Consider the following 18,579-nt stretch of genomic DNA (forward strand, 5'->3'; position numbering starts at 1 on the left):
CCGGGTACCCGACAGTGTCGGTGGTGATCCCGACATACAACAAGGCAAAGACCCTGGCCGACTGTGTCCGCGCCGTGTACCGCCAGACCTGCCAGCCGGTCGAGGTGATCGTGGTCGACGACGCCAGCACCGACGGATCCCGGGAGATCGCCGCCGGGCTGCCCTGCCGGTTGATCTGCCTGCCCACCAACCAGGGGGTGTCCGCCGCACGCAACGCCGGTGCGGCGGCGGCCGTCGGTGAAGTGCTGTTCTTCGTCGACTCCGACATCGCGCTTGCGCCGGACGCGGTCGGCAACGCCCTGAGGGTGCTCCGGGAGCATCCCGGGTGCGCGGTCGTGCAGGGCATCTACGACGCGGAGCCGCTGGCCGCCGACGGCCCGGTGGAGATCTACAAGACCCTGTTCGAACACTACTGGCGGCGGCAGCGTGACGGCGTCGCGGATGCCACGTTGTTCGCGTTGACCGCGATTCGGCGGCAGGCGTTCGACGACGTGGGCGGCTTCGACGAGCGGCTGCGGGACGCGGAGGACATCGAGTTCGGCACCCGACTGCCCGCCCGGTACGAGATCCGGATGAGCGCCGACGTGGTGGGCCGGCACGATGACGTCGACCGGCTGCTGCCGTTCCTGGCCGAACACGTCCGCCGAGCGGTCGGCTACGGGGCGTTGCTGGTCGGCGTGCTCGCTGCTGACGACCGACATCGGGTGCACCGCGCCGGTGGGCACCGGCCCGACACCACGCGTCCCGCTTCAGGCGTCGACGTCGCTGCAGTGACCGCGATGCTGTGCTGCGCGGCGACGGCCGTGACCCTGCCGCTGGCCGTCGTCGCCGGCTGGCTGTTGGCGGTGCCGGCGGCCACCTTCACCGTCTTCGTCCTGGTGGACGGGGCTCTGTTCCGCTTCGTCCGGCGCCGGAAGGGAAACCGGTTCCTGGTGTTCTTCGTCGCGATGCACTTCCTGATGCACACCACCCAACTGGCGGGGATGACCGTCGGATTCGCCGCCGGGCTGGTGCGCTCGACCCGTCGCCGACCGGCCCGGTCGGCGACGGCACCGGAGACGGGCCGGTGACCGCCCGTGTCGACGAGGCCGGCGCTACGGTGCCGGGCCGTCCGCAGAGCGCCGTGACGTCGTCCGGCCGGTGGGGTCGTTGGTTGCGGGTGTTGAACCGGGTGCTCGTCGTCGTGTTCATCGCCCTGCTGGTGGTCGGACTGGTCACTGTGCTGCGGACCCAGGACTGGGCACCGGTTCGTGAGCTGGCCGGGTCCCTCGACCCGGTCGCCGTCTACCTCACCGTCGGCGGTGCCTTCGCGGTCAACTGCGTCGGACTGGTCTTCGGGGTGCTGTCCTGGCGGGCGCTCTTCGTCGACCTGGGCGCCCGGGTCGACACCTGGACCGCGGCCCGGATCTTCTTCGTCGGCTTCCTCGTCAAGTTCGTGCCCGGGCGCTTCGTCGCGTTGCCGGTGCTGGTCCGGATGGGCAAGGCGGTCGACGTCGGTCCGGTCCGCCTGGCCTCGGTGTTCGTACTCAGCTGGAGCATCGTCGCGCTCACCGGGCTCACCGTGGGAATTGCCGCCGGCCCCTCCGTCGCCGGCGGCGGGATGTGGTGGATAGCCGCCGCCGCGCTGCCGGTTGCCGTCCTGCTGATCCGGCCCGACCTGCTCGATCGCGGTATCCGGCTGGCCGCCCGGGTGCTGCGCCGGCCCGAGCCGCAGGTCCGGGCCTCAGCCGGTGGGGTGCGTCGGTCCATCCTGGCGCAGTCGCTGTCGTGGATCATCTCTGGCCATCACCTGTGGCTGCTGGCGGTCGTCGCCGGGGCACCGGCCGGCCGGTCGTACCTGATCTGCGTCGCGGGGTTCGCGCTGGCCACCGTCACCGGATTGCTGGTGATGGTGGCGCCGGACGGCATCGGCGTGCGCGAAGCGGTGCTCGCGTTGGCCCTCGCGTCGGTGATGCCGTTGCCGCTGGCCGGAACCGTGGTATTGGCCAGTCGGTTGGTCTGCGTGCTCAGCGACGTCGCGGTCGGAGCCGGCGGGCTGCTGCTCGCCCAGTACCTGCACCGGCGACGGAGGGCGGGCGCCGTGCTCAGCGACCCGGTGCCGGTGCGCTGAACGCGACCTGGGCGCCTGAGGCGCTACCGGGCTCGGCGTCGGCCCGCTCACGGTCCGCGGCGCTCAGCCGGGCCCGAATCTGCTCGGCCTCGGGAGCGCCGATCGCGCTGAAGTGGGCCAGCGCGTGGCACCAGTGGTCCCATACCTCGTCGGGGGTGGTGCGACCGTGGTCGGCGTCGGCCAACCGCTGCCCGGCACGGGCCAGTCCGGCGTGCGCCCGGGCCTGCTGCGCCCGGTCGCCGATCTGCGCGGAGAGCGACAGCGCCTGCTGGTAGTGGTCGCGGGCCGCGGTGGCGTGGCCGACCTCCATCAGCGCGTTCGCGAGTCCGACCAGCGCGGACGCCGCACCCATCGGCTGACTGGTGTCCCGGTAGATCTCCAGGGCCTGCCCGTGGTGGTCGGCGGCGGCCCGGAAGCTGCCCAGTCGGGCGTGCAGCTGGCCCAGCGAGTCCAGCGCGAACGCCATCCCCACCCGGTGCCCGATCCGTCGGCACAGGGCGATCGCGTCGGACAGGTGCTCGGCCGCCTCGGCGTAACGGCCCTGTAAAACGGCGATCCAGCCGAGGTTGCCCAGCGCCATCGCCTCACCGTGCGCCTCACCAGCTCCCCGGAGCAGGCCGAGCGCCTCCCTCAGATGGGCGGTGGCCTGGTCGTACTGGCCCTGCTGGCCATGGAAGACGCCGAGGTTACCCAGCGCGCGGGCCTTCCCCGCGCGTTCGCCGGTCTGCCGGTAGAGCACCAGCGCCCGCTGCAGGTGGTCGGCGACCAACTGCCGGTGCCCCTGCATCCCGTACAACACGGCGATGTTCGTCATCATGTGCGCCTGCGAGTCCCGGTCACCGATGATCTCGGCCGCGAGCAGACCGTGGTGGTGCACGGTGACCGCTTCCGGGTAGTGGCCGGCGCCCTCCAGGTAGCGGAAGATGGTGAGCACGAGCCGCCGGGCATGTTCCGGCCAGCCGTTCCCGGCGGTGTGCACGACGGCGCCGACCAGGTTGGCCCGTTCCTGCTCCAGCCAGGCCCGGGCCGCAGCGGCGTCGAGCAGCGGCCGCGCGGCGACGCTCGGGCCGGTCACCGCCGGCCGCCGGTGGCGCTCGGCGGGGAAGAGCAGGTCCATGGCAGCTGCGGCGGTGTGCAGGTAGTGGTCGAACAGGATGGTCATCGCCCGGTGCCGGTCGACCGGTGAATCCTGCTGGCCGGCGAGGTCCACGGCGTACGCCCGGAGCAGGTCGTGCATCCCGTAGCGGTGGCCGGGCCCACGTTCGATCAGGTGGGCGCGGGCGAGCAGCTCGAGCAACCGCCGGGCGTCGGGCACCGAGGTGGCGGTGATCGCAGCGGCGGCGTGCGGCTCCAGAGCAGGCCCGGGATGTAGCCCCAGCAGCCGGAACGCGCGGGCGGCGTCGGCCGGCAGGTGCAGGTAGGACCAGGAGAACACCGCGCGTACGCCGGTGCGTCGGTCGCCACCGGCATCGAGCAGATCGAGGCGCCGGTGCTGATCGGCGAGTTCACGGACCAGCTCGACCAGAGGCGCGGTGGGGCGGGTGGCCGCCAGTTCCGCGGCCACCCGCAGGGCCAGCGGGAGACGGGCACAGTGCGCGGCGAGGACCGCGGCGGCGGTGTGTTCCACGGTGGCCCGGGCACCGATCAGTCGGTGGATGAGCGCCACCGCCTCGGCCAGCGGCAGCGGATCGAGGCCGACCCGGCGGGCACCGTGCCGGGCGACCAGCCCGGCGAGCGAGTCCCGGCTGGTGACCAGGACGAGACAGGACGGCGAGCCGGGCAGCAGCGGCCGGACCTGCTCTGCCGACGCCGCGTTGTCGAGCACCACCAGCATCCGCCGTCCGTCGGCCAGGCTGCGGTAGCAGGCTGCCCGTTCGTCGAGGTCCAGCGGCAGGTCCGGACCAGCGACGCCGAGGGCCCGCAGGAAGCCGGCGAGCGCCTGGTTCGGGGAGACGGGCTGCTCGGCGTCGTAGCCCTGCAGATCGACGTAGAGCTGGCCGTCGGGGAACCGGTGCCGGATCCGGTGCGCCCAGCGGACGGCGAGTGCGGTCTTGCCGACGCCAGCGGTTCCGGACACCGCGACGACGGTCACCCCTGACGACCGGTCCGCGTCGTCGTCGGTCCACCCCCGGGCGGCGTCGAGCAACTGGTCGAGCTCGGCCAGCTCGGTGACCCGGCCGGTGAAGTCCGGGATGTCGGCCGGCAGCTGTGCCGGTGCCGGTTGGGGCGTTGCGCGGCCGGGTTCGCCGCCCGAGCGTCGGGCATCTGGGGCCGCGGTCACTTCCTCGTCGTGCAGCAGCGCGGTGTGTGCGGCGGTCAGCTCCGGCCCGGGATCGACGCCGAGCTCGTCGGTCAGGTGCCGGCGCACCCGGTGGTACGCGTGGAACGCCCGGGCACGGTGACCTGCGGCGTGGTACCCCCGGATCAGTCGGGCCTGTGCCGCCTCGTCCAGCGGCTGTGCGGCGGCGGCCTCCTCCAGAGCGGTCACCGCCTCGGCGGCCCGCCCTGCGGCGATCATGATGTCTCCGTACCGTGCCAGGGCGGTGTGCCGCTCCTCGAGCAACGCGACGACCCGGGGATGCTCGGCCAGCGCCGGGATGTCGGCCATCGGCGGGCCGAGCCACAGCCCGAGGGCCTGTTCGAGTTCGTCTGCCGCACGACTCAGCTCGCCGTTGCGCTGCAGACCGGCCGCAGCGGCGAGCCGGTGGCGGAAGACCTCCGCGTCGATCTCCGAAGCGGGTAGCCGCAGCGCGTAGCCGTCACCGACCTGGGGGAGCACCGTGCTCGGAGCGCGGGGCGGCCGGTGGGGCTCGAGTCGTCGCCGGAGGTGTTTGATGTGGGTCTGGATCACGTTCCGGGCGGTCGGTGGCGGCTGCCGCTCGGCCCACACCGCAGCCGAGATCTCTGCCGCTCGCACTGGTTGTCCGGCCGCGATCGCGAGCAGTCCCAGGATGGCCCGTTGAGCCGTTGGTCCGAGATCCAGTTGTTCACCGTCGCGCCAGGCGCAGACCTGACCGAGGACCCGGATACGCAAAGTCGTCACCCTCGCCGGTCGTACCGAATGCCGCCGCTCGGAACGGGGTGGCCGTGTACGTCGGTCGGCTGACCACAACCTACGTCTGTGTCGCTCAGCATTGCAACGCCAGCTGTCGAAAGACCCAGTCGAATTGCCGAACCACCGGTGATCAGATGTCTGCAGTGGATAATCAGGGGGTGCCGGCCGGTTCTCTCTCCATCGTGTGCCGGGCACCGCGGTGACCTGGTGGCATCGCCAGGTCGCCGGGAGTTGGCGCGCCGGTCGGGCGCCAACCCCCGGCGGATGGTCACTCCTCTTCGAACTCCTCACCCGAGTCGTCGTCCCCGCCGAACGAGTCGAGGACCTCGCCGGCGATCATCCCGCCAGCGAAGCCGAGCGCGGCGCCGCCGACCGCGCCGGCGACGACCCCACCCATTCCCGACCCACCGTGATGCCCAACGGGCGCGCCGTACCCGCCAATCAGCGACTGGCGCTGGGAGAGTGCCTGGCGTACCCAGGTGTCGACCTGGGCGGTCCAGTCCACCTGGTCGGCGTCTGCGTGACTGACCCGGTAGCGGCCGTACGAGTCGTGTCCCGGGCGGAAAAGACCGCCGCGCTTGTCGAACTCCAGTACGACGTCGACGCCGTACTCGCTGGCCACGAAGGTCAGCTCGACCTCGTTGATGCCGCCGGCGTACTGGGGTGCGGCGTAGTATTCGATCTCCTGGTAGAACGGCAGGGTCTGGGGCACGCCGTGCAGCCGGCCGTACTCCAGGTCGGCGCCCTTGAAGGCGAAGCCGAGCCGGGCGAACGCCTCCAGGATCCGCTCCTGCAACGGCAGCGGGTAGATGTGCACCGCGTCGAGGTCGCCCCGGTCGATCGCCCCCGGGATGGCGACCTCGGTCCGCAGACCCATGGTCATGCCGTGCAGGCGCTGCCCGTAGAGATCGGTCACCGGGGTCTCCCACGGCACCGGGAACTGGAAGGGCAACGACAACTGCTGGCCTTCGCGCAGGTGGATGCCGCCGGACACGGGGAACCGGTGGAACTCAGCCAGGGCGTTGTGGTCCTCGCCGCCGGCCTCCACCTCCACCCGGGTGACCAAGCTGACGGTGATCTGGTCCAGCTGTACGTCGTGGCTGCCGCCAGTGATGTTCACCTGCCCGGTGAGGGCCAGGCCTGGCCGGGCGTTGGGGTTCTGCAGCACCGTGTCGACGCTGGGAGCGCCGATTCCCAGAGCACCCAGCATCTTCTTGAATACCACGTACGTTCCTCTCGTTCTTGATTGACAGACCCTTGTCCTGCCGGCGTCGGCACATCGGACATCCAGTGTGGAAGTTGTGGGTAGTGTTCAGTTTATCCTGATCGATGGTGACCGGTTGTCGTGGGCGGTCGTCACGTGGTCCGGTGATATTGCATGTGACGGCCGGACAATATGAAAAAATACGTCTTATGCCGAATTTCGTGGCGACGGCGGACTGGCCTGTCACCTGGTCGATAGCCGCGTTCGCGATCGCCGGGGTGGTGACGGTGGTCGGTGGGATCCGGCTCGTCGCCGTGGGTGACGCGCTCGCCGACCGGACCGGCTGGGGAGAGGCGGTCTTCGGCGCGGTCTTCTTCGGACTGGCGACCTCGCTGTCCGGGATCGTGATGACCGCGGTGACGGCGGTCAGCGATGCTCCGCAACTGGCCTACAGCAACGCCGTCGGCGGTATCGCTGCGCAGACCACCGCAGTCGCGGTGGCCGACCTGTTCTACCGGCGAGTCAACCTCGAACACGCTGCCGCTTCGCTGTCCAACCTGCTCTTCGGCTGCCTGCTGCTGGCGCTGCTGGCCCTGGCGCTGCTGGCTACCTACACCCCGGACGGCGCGGTGGTGGGGGTCCACCCGGTTTCGGTGATCATGGTCGGCTGCTACCTCGGCGGCGTCATGATCGTCCACTCCACCGACGTTACGCCCTACTGGCAAGCCGTCGACACCAACGAGACCCGCCAGGATCTGCCGCAGAGCCACGGACTCCTCGACGACCGTCCGCTGCGCCGGCTGTGGGTGCGGTTCGCTCTCGTCGGGCTGGTCGTCGCCGCCAGCGGCTGGCTGACCGCCCTCGCCGCCGAGAGCCTGGTGCAGGCGACCGGGCTACGGGCCGGATTCGTCGGCGGGGTGCTCATGGGCCTGGTCAACGCGTTGCCGGAGACGATCACCGCGATCGCCGCGGTACGGCGCGGCGCGGTGACCCTCGCGGTCGCCGCCATCCTCGGTGGCAACTGCCTCGACGCGCTGAACCTGGTGATCGCTGACATTTTTTACCGCACCGGGTCGATCTACCATGCGGCCGGTCCCGACGAACTATTCCTCACCTCTGCCGCGCTACTGATGACCACCGTGCTGCTCGGTGGGCTGCTGGCCCGGCAGGTCCGCGGCTGGGGCCGGCTGGGCTTCGAGGGCACCCTGCTGTTCGGCGGCTACCTCGCCGTGGTCGCGGTCCTGGCCTTCTGATGCCAGCACCAGTATCACCGGACCGTCGCCCACCGAGCCGGCCGGCCGGGCCAGGCTGATCACCGCGGTGACCACCGCCCCCGACCCAGGTTCGGCACGGTCGATGATCAACTCGGTGCACAGTTGCCGGCAGATCCAGATACCCCGACCACCGGTCCGCGCCTGGTCCGGTGGAACAGTCCCCACCTGCGGGTCGCGCATCCCCGGCCCGTTGTCGCTGACCTGGCAGTACAGGACATCGTCGCGGCGCCACAACCGGAGCCGGCCGCTGCCGCCGCCGTGGCGTATCGCATTGGTGGCGAGCTCCCCGGCGACGATGAGCAGATGCTCGGTCTGCTCGGACGAGATGTCCAGCCCGGGAGCGTGTGCGCTGAGCGTGGCCCGCAGGCCGTACAGACCGTCCCGGTCAAACGGCTGGTTGACGGCGCCGGCCGGGGACGCAGTATCCGGCGGCCGTCCCCCGATGCCGAGCGAGGTCGGATCAGGGCTGCTCATGGCGCCTCTGTACCCGGAGTTGAGCGACGTCATCCGCCCCGACCAGGGACAGCACGGTACCGACCAGCCGTCGGCAGGACACCGTCATCCGGCGCGACCTCGGCAACGCCCGTGCGGCAGCCAGGATGATCCCGGCGCTGGCGCCGTCGATGTAGTCCAGCCCGGTCAAGTTGACGTGCAGGTGGCGGTCGATCCGTACCGACTCGGCCAGCGTCAGCTCGAGCACATCCTTGTGCCGGTAGTCCAGCTCACCGGCGATGCGCAGGCCGGTCGGGCTGTACTGCCGGCAGATCTGCAGCAGCGGATGCTCCAGGTAGACCTGAGCCGCGACGGTCCTGGGATGGGCCCGGGCGGCGAAAGCCAGCGTGACAGCGTCGAAGCGCTCCCGGTCGTACTGACAGATCAGACAGAGCTGGCTGTGTGCGAACAGGTCGGCGACCAGCGTCTCGAACTCGACCAGTTGATCGGCTGCGGCGGCCGGGCGGGTCGCCCAGCACATGTCGGCGGTCACCCGCAGGCCGGCGTAGCCCTCGTCGCTGGCCTGCCGCGCCTCCCGCGCGAGCGTCCGCACCATCGCCCCGGCGTCGGCCGGTGCCCCGCCGAGCAGTGACTCGGCGGCCGAGGCGATGCGCAGCTGGCCCCGGCGCAGGGCCGAGCCAGGCCGTACCGCGCGGTCGTGCAGCTCACCGGTGAGCTCGTCCGGGCTCACCGAGTCGGTCCAGCAGACCACCTTCTGCCCGGCCCGCAGCCCGTCACGCACGAAGGCCGCCACCAGGTCCAGTCGCTCCTCCCGGTCGGAGAAGGTGAGACAGGCATGGTCGCCGACGCCGAGCGTGCCAACCGCAGCCGTGTCCGCCATCGTCGATCCGCCTTGTCGATCATCGGGAGGATGCCCGCCACCTTATGCGTTACACCCGGTCGCACCCGGACACGCCCCCCGTTGAGCCGTCGATTTGAACGTCCGCCGTGCGCTGCCCGTACCACCGGTGGCAGAACAGACGGCCCCGGATCTGGTGGGAGCGCACGTGATCATCGGAACAGGCCCGGTCAGTGGTCGCGTCGTAGATCGGGCCGGTCGACGCGCCCACTACCGTGGCGGCACACCCCGTCGGTCGCTGCTCGGTCTCGGCCTGCTCGCCGCCGGCGGCCTCGGCTACGGGTGGCGGGCTGCCGCCGATTCGCCGGTGGCCGGCGGTCGGGTGGCTGCGGGCGGGCCGGGTATGGTGGCGGCCGTGCCGACCTCTGCGGTGCCGACCCCGGACGTCGTGGCGGACCAGCGCCGCCGGGCTGCGCTGGCGGCCCGACAGGTACGTGGGTACGCCGCCGGGCTGCCGGGCCAGTTCAGCTTCGCGGTCGTCGAGCGCGGCACCGGAGCCGGGTTCCGTACCGGCGACGAGCTCCAGTTCCAGACAGCGAGTATCGTCAAGGTGGAGATTCTCACTGCCCTGCTACTGGACCGGGACGGGACCCCGTTGACCGCCGTGCAACGCGACCGGGTCGAGGCCATGATCACAGCTAGTGACAACGCGGCGGCCAGTGAACTCTTCGCCGCCATCGGTGGCGTCCCCGGACTGAACCGGGTCAACACCGCGCTCGGCCTGACCCAGACCCGACCGAGGTCGGCCTGGGGAACGACCGTCACCACCTCGGCCGACCAGGTCCGGCTGCTCCGTGCGCTGGTCGACGAGGAGAGCCTGCTGCGACCGGCGGACCGGGGCCTGGTGCTGGACCTGATGGGTCGGGTGGTCGTCGGCCAGCGGTGGGGGGTACCGGCCGGTGCCGGCACGGCCGGCTCCCGAACCTGGGTGAAGAACGGCTGGGACACCGTCGGTGATCATGACGGACGCTGGCTGGTCAACAGCATCGGGCGGATCGTCGAGGACGACCACGACTGGCTCGTGGCGGTGCTGTCCGACCACCACGGCTCCTTGGACGCTGGCATCGCGGCGGTGGAACAGGCGGTGCGCATCGCCTTCGACACGTGGCGCCGTCCGGCGCCGTCCGGCTGAGCCCTCGGCCGGACGGCACCGTACCGGCCGGTCAGGCCGGGCCGAAAGCCCGGTCGCAGGCCTCGCGCAGGTCGACCTGCGCGGCCGAGATCGTCAGGTTGCCCTCGATCGGCTCCTGATCTGCGGCGGCCCGGGCGGCATCCACCAGGTCTTTTCCGCGAGCGGCCAGCGTGGCATCGGTCGACGCCTGCGCCTGCCGGCCGATCTCCCGATTCACGTCGTGGGCAAGCTCGGCCGCGCTGATCTCACGCAGGTCCTGGCATGCCTGCCAGCCTTCGGTGTCGGCCGGTGGGGTCTGCGATGTGCTTTCGCCGACTGTCGGCGTCGGCGTCGCCTGCGACTGCTCACCCCTGGTCAGCGCGCCGATCCCGATGACAAGGACGGCCAGCACGACCGGTGCGGTGATCCACAGCCAGACCGGCCGGCGGCGGGGGCGGCGGGAGGGGGAGAATCCAGAGTGGTCAGCTGGGGTTCGGTACGGGTGGCTCACGGTGATGCCTCTCAGATCCGTCTGTGGCGAGGGGCCCGTCTGGGGCGAGGGAAGCAGCGGCCTACGGCATAGCGGACATTGATGCCCGTGCCATCATATATTCATATATGTCGCGTTCGCATGGCGCACATCGTCCCATGGTAGGCCTTTCGCTGCGGAAGGCAACCCGTCTATCTTCCCAGTTCGTCCGGATGGCCGGGGGTGGCCGTAAGCAGCTGGAAACCCGAGCCTGTCAGACTGGGCCGGTGTATGACGTCGACGTGCTAGTGATCGGATCCGGCCCCAGTGGACAGAAGGCGGCGATCGCCGCGGCGAAGCTCGACCGGAGCGTCATGGTCGTCGAGCGCGCGCACATGCTCGGCGGTGTATGCATCAACACCGGCACCATCCCGTCCAAGACCCTGCGCGAGGCCGTCCTCTACCTGACCGGCCTCAACCAGCGCGAGGTCTACGGTCAGAGCTACCGGGTCAAGGATCACATCACGGTCAGTGACCTGGCTGCCCGGACCCAGCACGTGATCGGGCGCGAGATCGACGTGACCCGCAGCCAGTTGACCCGCAACCGGGTACGGATCATGACCGGCACGGCGCGGTTCGACGACGCGCACACGGTAGTGGTGACCGATGCCACCGGCCACGGCAACAAGGTCACCGCAGAGAAGATCGTGATCGCGGCCGGCACCCGCCCGGCCCGCCCGGCCAGCGTCGACTTCGACGAGCGGACCATCATCGACTCCGACGGCATCATCAACCTCGAACAGGTGCCGCAGTCGATGCTGGTGATCGGAGCCGGGGTGATCGGCATCGAGTACGCCTCGATGTTCGCCGCGCTCGGCACCGAGGTCACCGTGGTGGAGCGGCGGGACCGGATGCTCGAGTTCTGCGACCTGGAGATCGTCGAAGCGCTCAAGTATCACCTGCGCGACCTTGCGGTCACCTTCCGCTTCGGTGAGGAGGTGGCGTCGGTGCAGCGCCACCAGCGCGGCGCGGTCGCGGTGCTGGAGAGCGGCAAGCGGATCGCCGCCGACACCGTGATGTACTCCGCCGGGCGCCAGGGCGTAGCCGGTGACCTCGACCTGGATCGGGCCAGCCTGACCGCCGACGCCCGGGGCCGGATCCAGGTCAACGAGAACTTCCAGACCGCGGCCGGGCACATCTACGCGGTGGGGGACATCATCGGCTTTCCCGCCCTGGCCTCCACCTCGATGGAGCAGGGCCGGCTCGCTGCCCACCACGCCTGCGGTGAGCCAGCCCGTGGCATGCCGCAGCTACAGCCGATCGGGATCTACACCATCCCGGAAATCAGCTTCATCGGCAGCACCGAGGACCAGCTCACCGATAACCGGGTGCCCTTCGAGGTGGGCGTCGCCCGCTACCGGGAGCTCGCCCGCGGGCAGATCGTCGGCGACTCGTACGGGATGCTGAAGCTGCTGGTTGCCCCGGACAGCCGGCAACTGCTCGGCGTGCACATCTTCGGCACCGGGGCCACCGAGCTGGTGCACATCGGGCAGGCGGTGATGGGCTGCAACGGCACCGTCGACTACTTCGTCGACGCCGTGTTCAACTACCCGACCCTCGCCGAGGCGTACAAGGTCGCCGCGCTGGATGCGATGAACAAGATGCGGCATCTCGCCCAGCTGCACGACTGACAGTCGGCCGTCCGTCCGACGGACCACAGGGTCAGCCGGGCCCGCCGGTGCCGCCCGTGTTTCCTGGGCCACAGGAAGCGCTTGTCGATGCAGCTCGGGAGCCAGTTGCATGCGCCAATGGCTGGCTTGAACGTCACGATTGCGCGACATGCCGGCCGCCCCGGGCCGGGCCGGGGCGGCACACCGGCCGACCGGGTCGTACCATCGCGGCATGGCAGAGATGGTCACCCTGCGGCTGAGCCCGCAGACCCTGGCCAGGGCGCGGGCCGCTGCCGAACGGGACGGGATGACACTCTCCGACTGGATCGACCGTGCCGCCCGCCGGGAAGCCCGCCGCGACGCCGCCCGGGCACACGAGGAGTGGCTGGCCGCCAACCCGGAGGTCCGCGACGAACTGGACGACTTCGACGAACTCGCCGACACGCTGGAGTCCGGCTGGTCCGACCTGTCTGACGCGGCGTGAACCGCGGCGAGATCTGGACCGTCGGCGAGCGCTCCGACCTGCGCTACCGGGTGGTGGTGCTGTCCGGCGACACGCACAACGAGCGACCCAGGGCAGCCCCGTACTGCGCGCCGATCGTCCGCCAGCGCGGTGCCACCAGCCTGCCGCCGTTCGTGGTGCCGCTGGCCGAGACCGACCCGCTGTCCGGCGTCGTCGTGGTCAACCGGATGCGCCGCATCTCCGGCAGATCCGGGGCGGAGCGGGTCGGCATGGTCACCGGCGCCAGCATGGCCCGCCTGGAAGAGGCGATGCGGGACCTGTTCGACCTCTGAGGGGGTCGTGGCCCGGCACCTCGGACGGGTGCAATCCCCACCGACGGTGGCGGGAGCGTCCGACCAGATGGTACGACGGTCCGATGGGTATCGTGTCGCCCGGCTTCCAGGGCCGTCCACGTTCTCCCGGCGCTGTCACCCTGCCGCCGGGTCAGTATCTGACCGATGACTTTCCGGTGCTGTCCGCCGGCCCGACCCCGCGTATCGACGTCGCCGGCTGGCAGTTCGTGATCACCACCGAGGACGGCACCGAGCAGCGGTGGACCTGGCCGGAACTGCTCGACCTGCCCAGTGAGGACGTCACCGTCGACCTGCACTGTGTGACCAAGTGGTCCAAGCTCGGCACCCGCTGGCGCGGGGTCTCCCTCGACACCCTGCTGGCCGACATCGACACCAGCGCCGACTACGCCCTTGCCCACTCGTACGGCGGTTACACCACCAACCTTCCGCTGGCCGACCTGCTCGACGGGCAGGCATGGATCGCCTACCGCTACGACGACGCCGACCTGAGCCCGGAGCACGGTGGCCCGGCCCGGCTGCTGGTGCCACACCTGTATCTGTGGAAGTCGGCCAAATGGGTGCACGGCATCCGGCTGCTGACCGACGACGAACCGGGCTTCTGGGAGACCGCCGGCTACCACGAGTACGGTGACCCGTGGCGCGAGCAGCGGTACCAGGGCGACTGAGCTGGCGGGTGGCCCACCTCGCCGCCATCCGCGACGAGACACCGACCGCCCGTACCCTGCTGCTCGACGTGCCGGACTGGCCCGGGCACCTGCCCGGCCAGCACGTTGACGTGCGGCTCACCGCCGCCGACGGATACCAGGCCCAGCGCAGCTACTCGGTCGCCAACGCGGCCGACGGCGACCGGATCGAGTTGACCGTGCAGCGGGTGCCCGACGGTGAGGTCTCCGGCTACCTGGCCGGCCCGTACGCCGTCGGTGACCCGGTGGAGATTCGCGGACCGGTCGGCGGCTGGTTCGTGTGGCGACCGGACACGACCGATCCGGTGCTGCTGATCGCCGGTGGCTCCGGCATCGTGCCGCTGATGGCGATGATCCGCGCCCGGCGTGCCGCCGGCAGCCGGGTACCGTTCCGGCTCATCTACTCGGTGCGGGCACCGGCCGACGTCTACTACGCCGACGAGTTGCGCCGCCGCGCCCGCGACGACGCCGGTCTCGACGTCAGCTACGTCTACACCCGCCAGGCACCCGAGGGCGGGCCTGGCCAGGTCGGCCGGATCGGAGTCTCCCGGATCAACACCGACGGCTGGCCGGCGATGCTCGAACCGGCCTGCTACGTCTGCGGGCCGACCGGCTTCGTGGAGACGGTCGCCGACATCCTGATCGCACTCGGGCATGACCCCCGCCGCGTCCGCACTGAACGATTCGGACCTACCGGAGGTTGACATGACCGACCAGCCCGTGCCATCGGTGCTGCCCGACGGACCTCACCTGACGGACGAGCAGCACCTGCCCGACGAGCACCACCTGGACGGTAACGCGCTGGCCGGTCCGCTTGGCGAGATCTTCGCGGTGGACGTCTCCACCGCGATCGGCCGCTGCGCCAGGTGCGGACGGGCCGGGCCGCTGGCCGCCCTGATGGTCTACTCCGACGCGCCTGGCCTGGTCGCCCGCTGCCCGCACTGCACCGGGGTGCTGCTGCGGCTGGTACGCGGCCCGGCCGACGTCTGGCTCGACCTGCACGGCGCGCTGAGCCTGCGGATCGCCGTACCGACCGGTTGAGCCTCTCCGGATCCGCCGTGCCGGCTGGGCCGGCGGAGTCGGACCAACTCAGCCGGTGAACGGCGCGGGACCGAACCGGCCCCAGGCGACGAAGGCGGCCATCGCGGCATAGACCAGGTCGGGCAGGACCGTCAGGCGTTCGCCGCGTCGTAGCCGCATGGTCGCCGCACCGGTGAACAGCACCGCGACGCAGACCGCGGTCACCGGCACCAGGACCGGGGCGATGCCGAGCACCGCCGGCAGGATCAGCCCTGCCGCCGCCAACAGCTCCAGGATCGTGATGGCCCACAGCGCGCGAGGGCTGAAGTCCATCACCCACTCCCCGGCCCGACCCATCGAGGCCAGCTTCTCCCGGGGCACCAGCACCTTCCCGGTGCTGACCACCATGACGACGGCCAGCCAGCCGGCGACGATCCACAGTACGAGATTCATGGTTGTCCTTTCGATCGGCGACGAGCGGCACGTACCACAGTGTTCGAATCGCCGACCGGGCCCAGGTGCCGCAGCTTGTCCGGATTGGCGATGGAGTGAATCGCGCGGACCTGGTCGTCAGCGATGTCCAGCCCGACGATCCCGATGAGGTGGTCCTGCGCGTCGTAGGCGGCAGCACCGGGTTGGCCGTTGACCGAGGCCGGCCGCAGCCGGACGCCGTGGTCCGGCAGCCGGGGCAGCCAGGCCGCCAGGGCCCGGGCCACCCGGGTACGCCCGTGCAGCGGCCGGGGCAGCGCGGGAACCTTGCCGCCGCCGTCGCCGTGCAGTGCCACGTCGTGCGCCAGCAACTGCTCCAACGCCGGCAGGTCGCCCTGCTGGGCGGCGGCGAAGAACCGCCGGGCCAGCTCGTCGCGTTGCTGCCGGGTGGTGTGGTAGCGGGGTCGGCGTGCGCGAATCCTGTCGCGCGCCCGGGCGACCAGATGCCGGGTACCGTCCACGTCAGCACCGACGATCTCGGCCACCTGCGGGTACGGGTAGTCGAAGACTTCGCGCAGCAGGAACGCGGCGCGCTGCTGCGCTGACAGGCTCTCCAGCAGGACGAGAAAGGCCAGCGACAGCGAATCGGCGATCTCCGCCTGCTCGGCCGGTGTGGGGTCGGTGACCAGCGGCTCGGGCAGCCACTCGCCGACGTAGCGTTCCCTGCGGGACCGGGCCGAGCGGAGCTGGTCGATGGCCAGCCGGGTGGCCAGCGTGGCGGCGTACGCCCGGGGTGAGCTGATCTCCTCGCCTTGCCGCGCACTCTGGTGCATCCGCAGGAACGTCTCCTGGGTGACGTCCTCGGCCTCGCTGACGCTGCCGAGCATCCGGTAGGCGATGGTGAACGCCCATGGACGCAGTTCGTCGTAGATGTCGGTGGGCGGCATGGCCGACTACCGCCGCCGTTCGGTACGGATCGTCATGGGGTGGTCTCCACTCGTTGTCCTCACCACCACAGACGAGACACCCCGACTCGGCATGACAGGGTGTTACCCGGGTCACAGTGCGGTGCCAGCGGCAGGATCATGGCTCAGCGCCGCCTGGCAACGCTCATCCCGGGCTCGGGCTGTTGTTCTGTCCGTTGATCATCGAGACTTCGGAGCGTTTCGACGCGAATTCCTGACCCGGTCGGGGACTACATCAACGAGGAGATGTCAAGAGGGGAGGCAGGGGATGGTTCCCGCAACGGGAAGGATCCCTTCCGGTAGCGGGGTGCGCAGAACTGCCCCGGGGCCAGGTGTATGTACCTACCTGCAGCGCATCAGAGCGGCTCGCCGGGGATGGCACTGTAGTCCTTGCGGATCTGCTCGACCAGCGGCGTCATGCCGGACCATCGGATGGCGTCGATCGCGGTGACAGCCCGGACTCCAACCGTGGCGTTGGTGGCGAACGCTGCGGTGTAGCGGTCCAGCTCCGCCACGTTGACGCGGCGCTCATGCCCTGGGCGCTCTTGACGGATCAACGCCATCGCGACTCCCGGCAACACCGGTGCCTGCGGCCACACGATGTCGTCCCCTTCGATCAGGCCGACGTTCCAGGTCGCCCCTTCGGAGATGAAACCCTCCCTGTCTACGAACAGCACGTCATCGAAGCCAGCGAGTTGGGCCTGTCGGCGATGGAACACCGTCGCGAACAGGCCGAGGTGCTTGACACCCGGTACGTCCCGCTCGTAGCAGCGAGTGGTGAGCACCAGCGGTTGTGGTGGGACCGACGACACCGCTCGCGCCGTGACGAGCACCTGCGGGCTTGATGCGCTGGCGGGATGCCCCAGGTCGAGATCTGGGTCGAACACCGTTACCCTGGCGACGGTCGACTCGGCGGAACCCACCACGTGACGGACATAGCTGCGCACCTTGTGCTGATCGAGTTCCGCGCCGAAGAGTGCACGGCAGTCCCTTGTCAGCCGATCGAGGTGAAGCGCGAGTCCGCGTACCCGGCCGGCGTCCACTCGCATCGACGTGAAGTGACCGTAGTTGGTGAGACCCAGGATCTTCAGATGATCCAGATCGACGGGCTGCCCGTTCAGAAGCATGATGTCAGTCTCCGGTCAGCGGGCTGGCAGGGTGGACGCACGCAGCTCGGCCAGCTCGATCCACGCCTCCAGCTGGGCTGTGGTGGGGTGGTCTGCAGTTTCGGGTGGGCCGCCCGCCACCCGCCGAATCTCGTTAAGTCCGGCATCGATTTCCCGCAGCGGTACGCCGGTTTCGCTATACCGACTCCTGTGGCACGATACCGATCGGCTTGACCATCTGCTGGGCGGTGACGGTGAATCCGGTCGACTCGTACAGCCGACGGGCCACCAGGTTGTCCCCGAAGACGTTCAACCCGAGCAGGGTGACTCCGCGTGTGGCCAGCACCGGCTCGACAGCGGCCAGGATGGCACGCCCGTACCCGTTGCCGCGCTGGGCGGCGTCCACCTCGATGTTGTAGATCCAGGCCGGCCGGTCCGATTCGGCGGAGTCCGGTAGCCCGATCCAGATCCAGCCGACCGGGCGCGCGTCGTCGACATCCGCCGGCCGCGCCACCAGGAACAGCATCCGCTCGGTGGCCAGCCCGTCGGGCAGTAACTCGGCGTGCTGGCGGCGGGACTCGGTCAGCGCCGTCGCGGTGGTGGCGCGCCCGGACCGCAGCAGGTTGTCGGCATAGCCCGCCACCAGCGCGGGAATGCGTACGTCGTACTCGGCCTGGGTCATCGGGTGCAGCGCCACGGCGCGCCGATCTGACGTCGTCACCGGCCCATCGTGGCCTACCTGGTCGTGGCCAGTCACGTCAATTGCGCGACGGTCGTTGGCGGGCAGCACACGATCGTGGACGGGACCAGGCGGCACCGCAGCCAGTACACTGCGGCTGTGGCGACCGAGGCGGACCGTGATGCCGGGCAGGACGTGCCGCACCGCGTCGACCATGAACCGAAGGCCGAGTTCGCTTTTCCCGGTCCGCTGCGCGACCGGCTGGTCGCGGCGATCCTCACCGGCGAGAAGACGGCCACGTCCGGGCTGCTGCGCGAGTACGAGCACGACAACGAGCCGCTGCCGGTCGTGGGGGCCCGGTCGGTTCTGGTGGATTCGGCGGACCGGCCCTGCGCGGTACTGGAAACCACCGGGGTACGGGTGGTTTCACTGGCGGAGGTGGACCTCGCCCACGCCGTCGACGAAGGCGAAGGGTTCGTTGACGTTGCCGGGTGGCGCCGCGCCCACGTCGACTTCTGGCACTCGACGCCGATGCGGGCTGCTCTCGGTGACGAGACGTTCACCGTCGACGACCGGACGATGGTGGTGGCCGAACGGTTCCGTGTCGTGCAGCGGATCTGGCGGTCCGACGAGGTGG

Annotated in this window: 18 protein-coding genes and 3 pseudogenes; 11 read left to right on the forward strand and 10 right to left on the reverse strand. The window is 70.4% G+C overall.

Annotated features, from left to right (window positions below):
- Positions 1-23 precede the first annotated feature (23 nt).
- Entirely contained in the window at positions 24-1,070 is a 1,047-nt protein-coding gene (locus tag O7553_RS11025; protein WP_281554702.1) for a glycosyltransferase family 2 protein, read from the forward strand.
- Complete coding sequence (locus O7553_RS11030) at positions 1,067-2,110, forward strand: lysylphosphatidylglycerol synthase domain-containing protein (RefSeq protein ID WP_281554703.1); 1,044 nt, start codon at positions 1,067-1,069, stop codon at positions 2,108-2,110. The genes O7553_RS11025 and O7553_RS11030 overlap by 4 nt, the downstream gene beginning before the upstream one ends.
- Here the strand turns inward: O7553_RS11030 and O7553_RS30165 are convergent.
- From O7553_RS30165 to O7553_RS11040, 3 genes and pseudogenes are all read right to left on the reverse strand, one after another.
- Positions 2,085-3,347: a tetratricopeptide repeat protein gene (locus O7553_RS30165; RefSeq protein ID WP_348651204.1), complete on the reverse strand. Its 1,263-nt coding sequence runs from the start codon at positions 3,345-3,347 to the stop codon at positions 2,085-2,087. The genes O7553_RS11030 and O7553_RS30165 overlap by 26 nt on opposite strands.
- A pseudogene (locus O7553_RS30170) lies at positions 3,321-5,144 on the reverse strand (BTAD domain-containing putative transcriptional regulator); the annotation flags it as partial. The gene O7553_RS30165 and the pseudogene O7553_RS30170, both read right to left, overlap by 27 nt.
- A gap of 289 nt (positions 5,145-5,433) precedes the next feature.
- On the reverse strand, positions 5,434-6,390 hold the full coding sequence (locus O7553_RS11040) for a sporulation protein (protein ID WP_281554705.1): 957 nt from the start codon (positions 6,388-6,390) through the stop codon (positions 5,434-5,436).
- Between the two features lie 188 nt (positions 6,391-6,578).
- Here O7553_RS11040 and O7553_RS11045 point away from each other — a divergent pair, with 188 nt between their 5' ends.
- Positions 6,579-7,622: a cation transporter gene (locus tag O7553_RS11045; protein ID WP_281554706.1), complete on the forward strand. Its 1,044-nt coding sequence runs from the start codon at positions 6,579-6,581 to the stop codon at positions 7,620-7,622.
- 63 nt (positions 7,623-7,685) lie between these two features.
- Here the strand turns inward: O7553_RS11045 and O7553_RS11050 are convergent.
- Positions 7,686-8,150 (reverse strand): annotated as a pseudogene (locus O7553_RS11050) (ATP-binding protein); the annotation flags it as partial.
- Positions 8,104-8,976, reverse strand: a complete 873-nt coding sequence (locus O7553_RS11055; protein ID WP_281554707.1) for an MEDS domain-containing protein — start codon at positions 8,974-8,976, stop codon at positions 8,104-8,106. The gene O7553_RS11055 and the pseudogene O7553_RS11050, both read right to left, overlap by 47 nt.
- Before the next feature lie 166 nt (positions 8,977-9,142).
- Between O7553_RS11055 and O7553_RS11060 the strand changes: the two genes are divergently transcribed.
- Positions 9,143-10,126: a serine hydrolase gene (locus tag O7553_RS11060; RefSeq protein WP_281554708.1), complete on the forward strand. Its 984-nt coding sequence runs from the start codon at positions 9,143-9,145 to the stop codon at positions 10,124-10,126.
- A 31-nt stretch (positions 10,127-10,157) separates the two neighbouring features.
- Here the strand turns inward: O7553_RS11060 and O7553_RS11065 are convergent, their stop codons facing one another.
- A complete protein-coding gene (locus O7553_RS11065) occupies positions 10,158-10,517 on the reverse strand; it encodes a hypothetical protein (protein ID WP_281554709.1) in 360 nt (119 codons plus the stop codon).
- 344 nt (positions 10,518-10,861) lie between these two features.
- On the opposite strand from O7553_RS11065, the gene sthA reads away from it, so the two are divergent.
- The 6 genes from sthA (at position 10,862) to O7553_RS11095 (ending at position 14,784) form a co-directional block, all read left to right on the forward strand.
- Positions 10,862-12,265 (forward strand): Si-specific NAD(P)(+) transhydrogenase, encoded by a 1,404-nt coding sequence (gene sthA / locus O7553_RS11070; protein ID WP_281554710.1) that lies wholly within the window; start codon positions 10,862-10,864, stop codon positions 12,263-12,265.
- A 211-nt stretch (positions 12,266-12,476) separates the two neighbouring features.
- A complete protein-coding gene (locus O7553_RS11075; protein WP_281554711.1) occupies positions 12,477-12,728 on the forward strand; it encodes a hypothetical protein in 252 nt (83 codons plus the stop codon).
- Positions 12,725-13,039: a type II toxin-antitoxin system PemK/MazF family toxin gene (locus O7553_RS11080; RefSeq protein WP_278168906.1), complete on the forward strand. Its 315-nt coding sequence runs from the start codon at positions 12,725-12,727 to the stop codon at positions 13,037-13,039. The genes O7553_RS11075 and O7553_RS11080 overlap by 4 nt, the downstream gene beginning before the upstream one ends.
- A gap of 83 nt (positions 13,040-13,122) precedes the next feature.
- Complete coding sequence (locus O7553_RS11085) at positions 13,123-13,725, forward strand: sulfite oxidase-like oxidoreductase (RefSeq protein WP_281554712.1); 603 nt, start codon at positions 13,123-13,125, stop codon at positions 13,723-13,725.
- Entirely contained in the window at positions 13,695-14,447 is a 753-nt protein-coding gene (locus tag O7553_RS11090; RefSeq protein WP_281554713.1) for a ferredoxin reductase, read from the forward strand. Before O7553_RS11085 ends, O7553_RS11090 begins: the two co-directional genes overlap by 31 nt.
- 64 nt (positions 14,448-14,511) lie before the next feature.
- On the forward strand, positions 14,512-14,784 hold the full coding sequence (locus tag O7553_RS11095) for a DUF6510 family protein (protein ID WP_281555571.1): 273 nt from the start codon (positions 14,512-14,514) through the stop codon (positions 14,782-14,784).
- Positions 14,785-14,832: 48 nt separating this feature from the next.
- On the opposite strand, the gene O7553_RS11100 is transcribed toward O7553_RS11095, so the two are convergent.
- The 4 genes from O7553_RS11100 to O7553_RS11115 form a co-directional block, all read right to left on the reverse strand.
- Positions 14,833-15,216, reverse strand: coding sequence for a DoxX family protein (locus O7553_RS11100; RefSeq protein ID WP_281554714.1), 384 nt, complete (start codon positions 15,214-15,216; stop codon positions 14,833-14,835).
- Positions 15,213-16,139 carry an RNA polymerase sigma-70 factor gene (locus O7553_RS11105; RefSeq protein WP_281554715.1) on the reverse strand — a complete coding sequence of 309 codons (927 nt, stop codon included), beginning with the start codon at positions 16,137-16,139 and terminating at the stop codon, positions 15,213-15,215. The genes O7553_RS11100 and O7553_RS11105 overlap by 4 nt, the downstream gene beginning before the upstream one ends.
- Before the next feature lie 374 nt (positions 16,140-16,513).
- Positions 16,514-17,284 carry an aminotransferase class IV family protein gene (locus O7553_RS11110; RefSeq protein WP_281554716.1) on the reverse strand — a complete coding sequence of 257 codons (771 nt, stop codon included), beginning with the start codon at positions 17,282-17,284 and terminating at the stop codon, positions 16,514-16,516.
- A 175-nt stretch (positions 17,285-17,459) separates the two neighbouring features.
- On the reverse strand, positions 17,460-17,984 hold the full coding sequence (locus tag O7553_RS11115; RefSeq protein WP_281554717.1) for a GNAT family N-acetyltransferase: 525 nt from the start codon (positions 17,982-17,984) through the stop codon (positions 17,460-17,462).
- Between the two features lie 153 nt (positions 17,985-18,137).
- Here O7553_RS11115 and O7553_RS11120 point away from each other — a divergent pair.
- Positions 18,138-18,560 (forward strand): annotated as a pseudogene (locus O7553_RS11120) (ASCH domain-containing protein); the annotation flags it as partial.
- Between the last annotated feature and the right edge of the window lie 19 nt (positions 18,561-18,579).

Source organism: Solwaraspora sp. WMMA2059 (assembly GCF_027497315.1).
Classification (GTDB): Bacteria; Actinomycetota; Actinomycetes; order Mycobacteriales; family Micromonosporaceae; genus Micromonospora_E.

Excerpts from the sequence above, each read along its gene's own strand:
- O7553_RS30165 (WP_348651204.1), bottom strand. The coding sequence starts at position 3,347 with ATGCACGACCTGCTCCGGGCGTACGCCGTGGACCTCGCCGGCCAGCAG.
- O7553_RS11045 (WP_281554706.1), top strand. The coding sequence starts at position 6,579 with ATGCCGAATTTCGTGGCGACGGCGGACTGGCCTGTCACCTGGTCGATA.
- O7553_RS11055 (WP_281554707.1), bottom strand. The coding sequence starts at position 8,976 with ATGGCGGACACGGCTGCGGTTGGCACGCTCGGCGTCGGCGACCATGCC.
- O7553_RS11075 (WP_281554711.1), top strand. The coding sequence starts at position 12,477 with ATGGCAGAGATGGTCACCCTGCGGCTGAGCCCGCAGACCCTGGCCAGG.
- O7553_RS11085 (WP_281554712.1), top strand. The coding sequence starts at position 13,123 with ATGGGTATCGTGTCGCCCGGCTTCCAGGGCCGTCCACGTTCTCCCGGC.
- O7553_RS11100 (WP_281554714.1), bottom strand. The coding sequence starts at position 15,216 with ATGAATCTCGTACTGTGGATCGTCGCCGGCTGGCTGGCCGTCGTCATG.
- O7553_RS11105 (WP_281554715.1), bottom strand. The coding sequence starts at position 16,139 with ATGCCGCCCACCGACATCTACGACGAACTGCGTCCATGGGCGTTCACC.
- O7553_RS11110 (WP_281554716.1), bottom strand. The coding sequence starts at position 17,284 with ATGCTTCTGAACGGGCAGCCCGTCGATCTGGATCATCTGAAGATCCTG.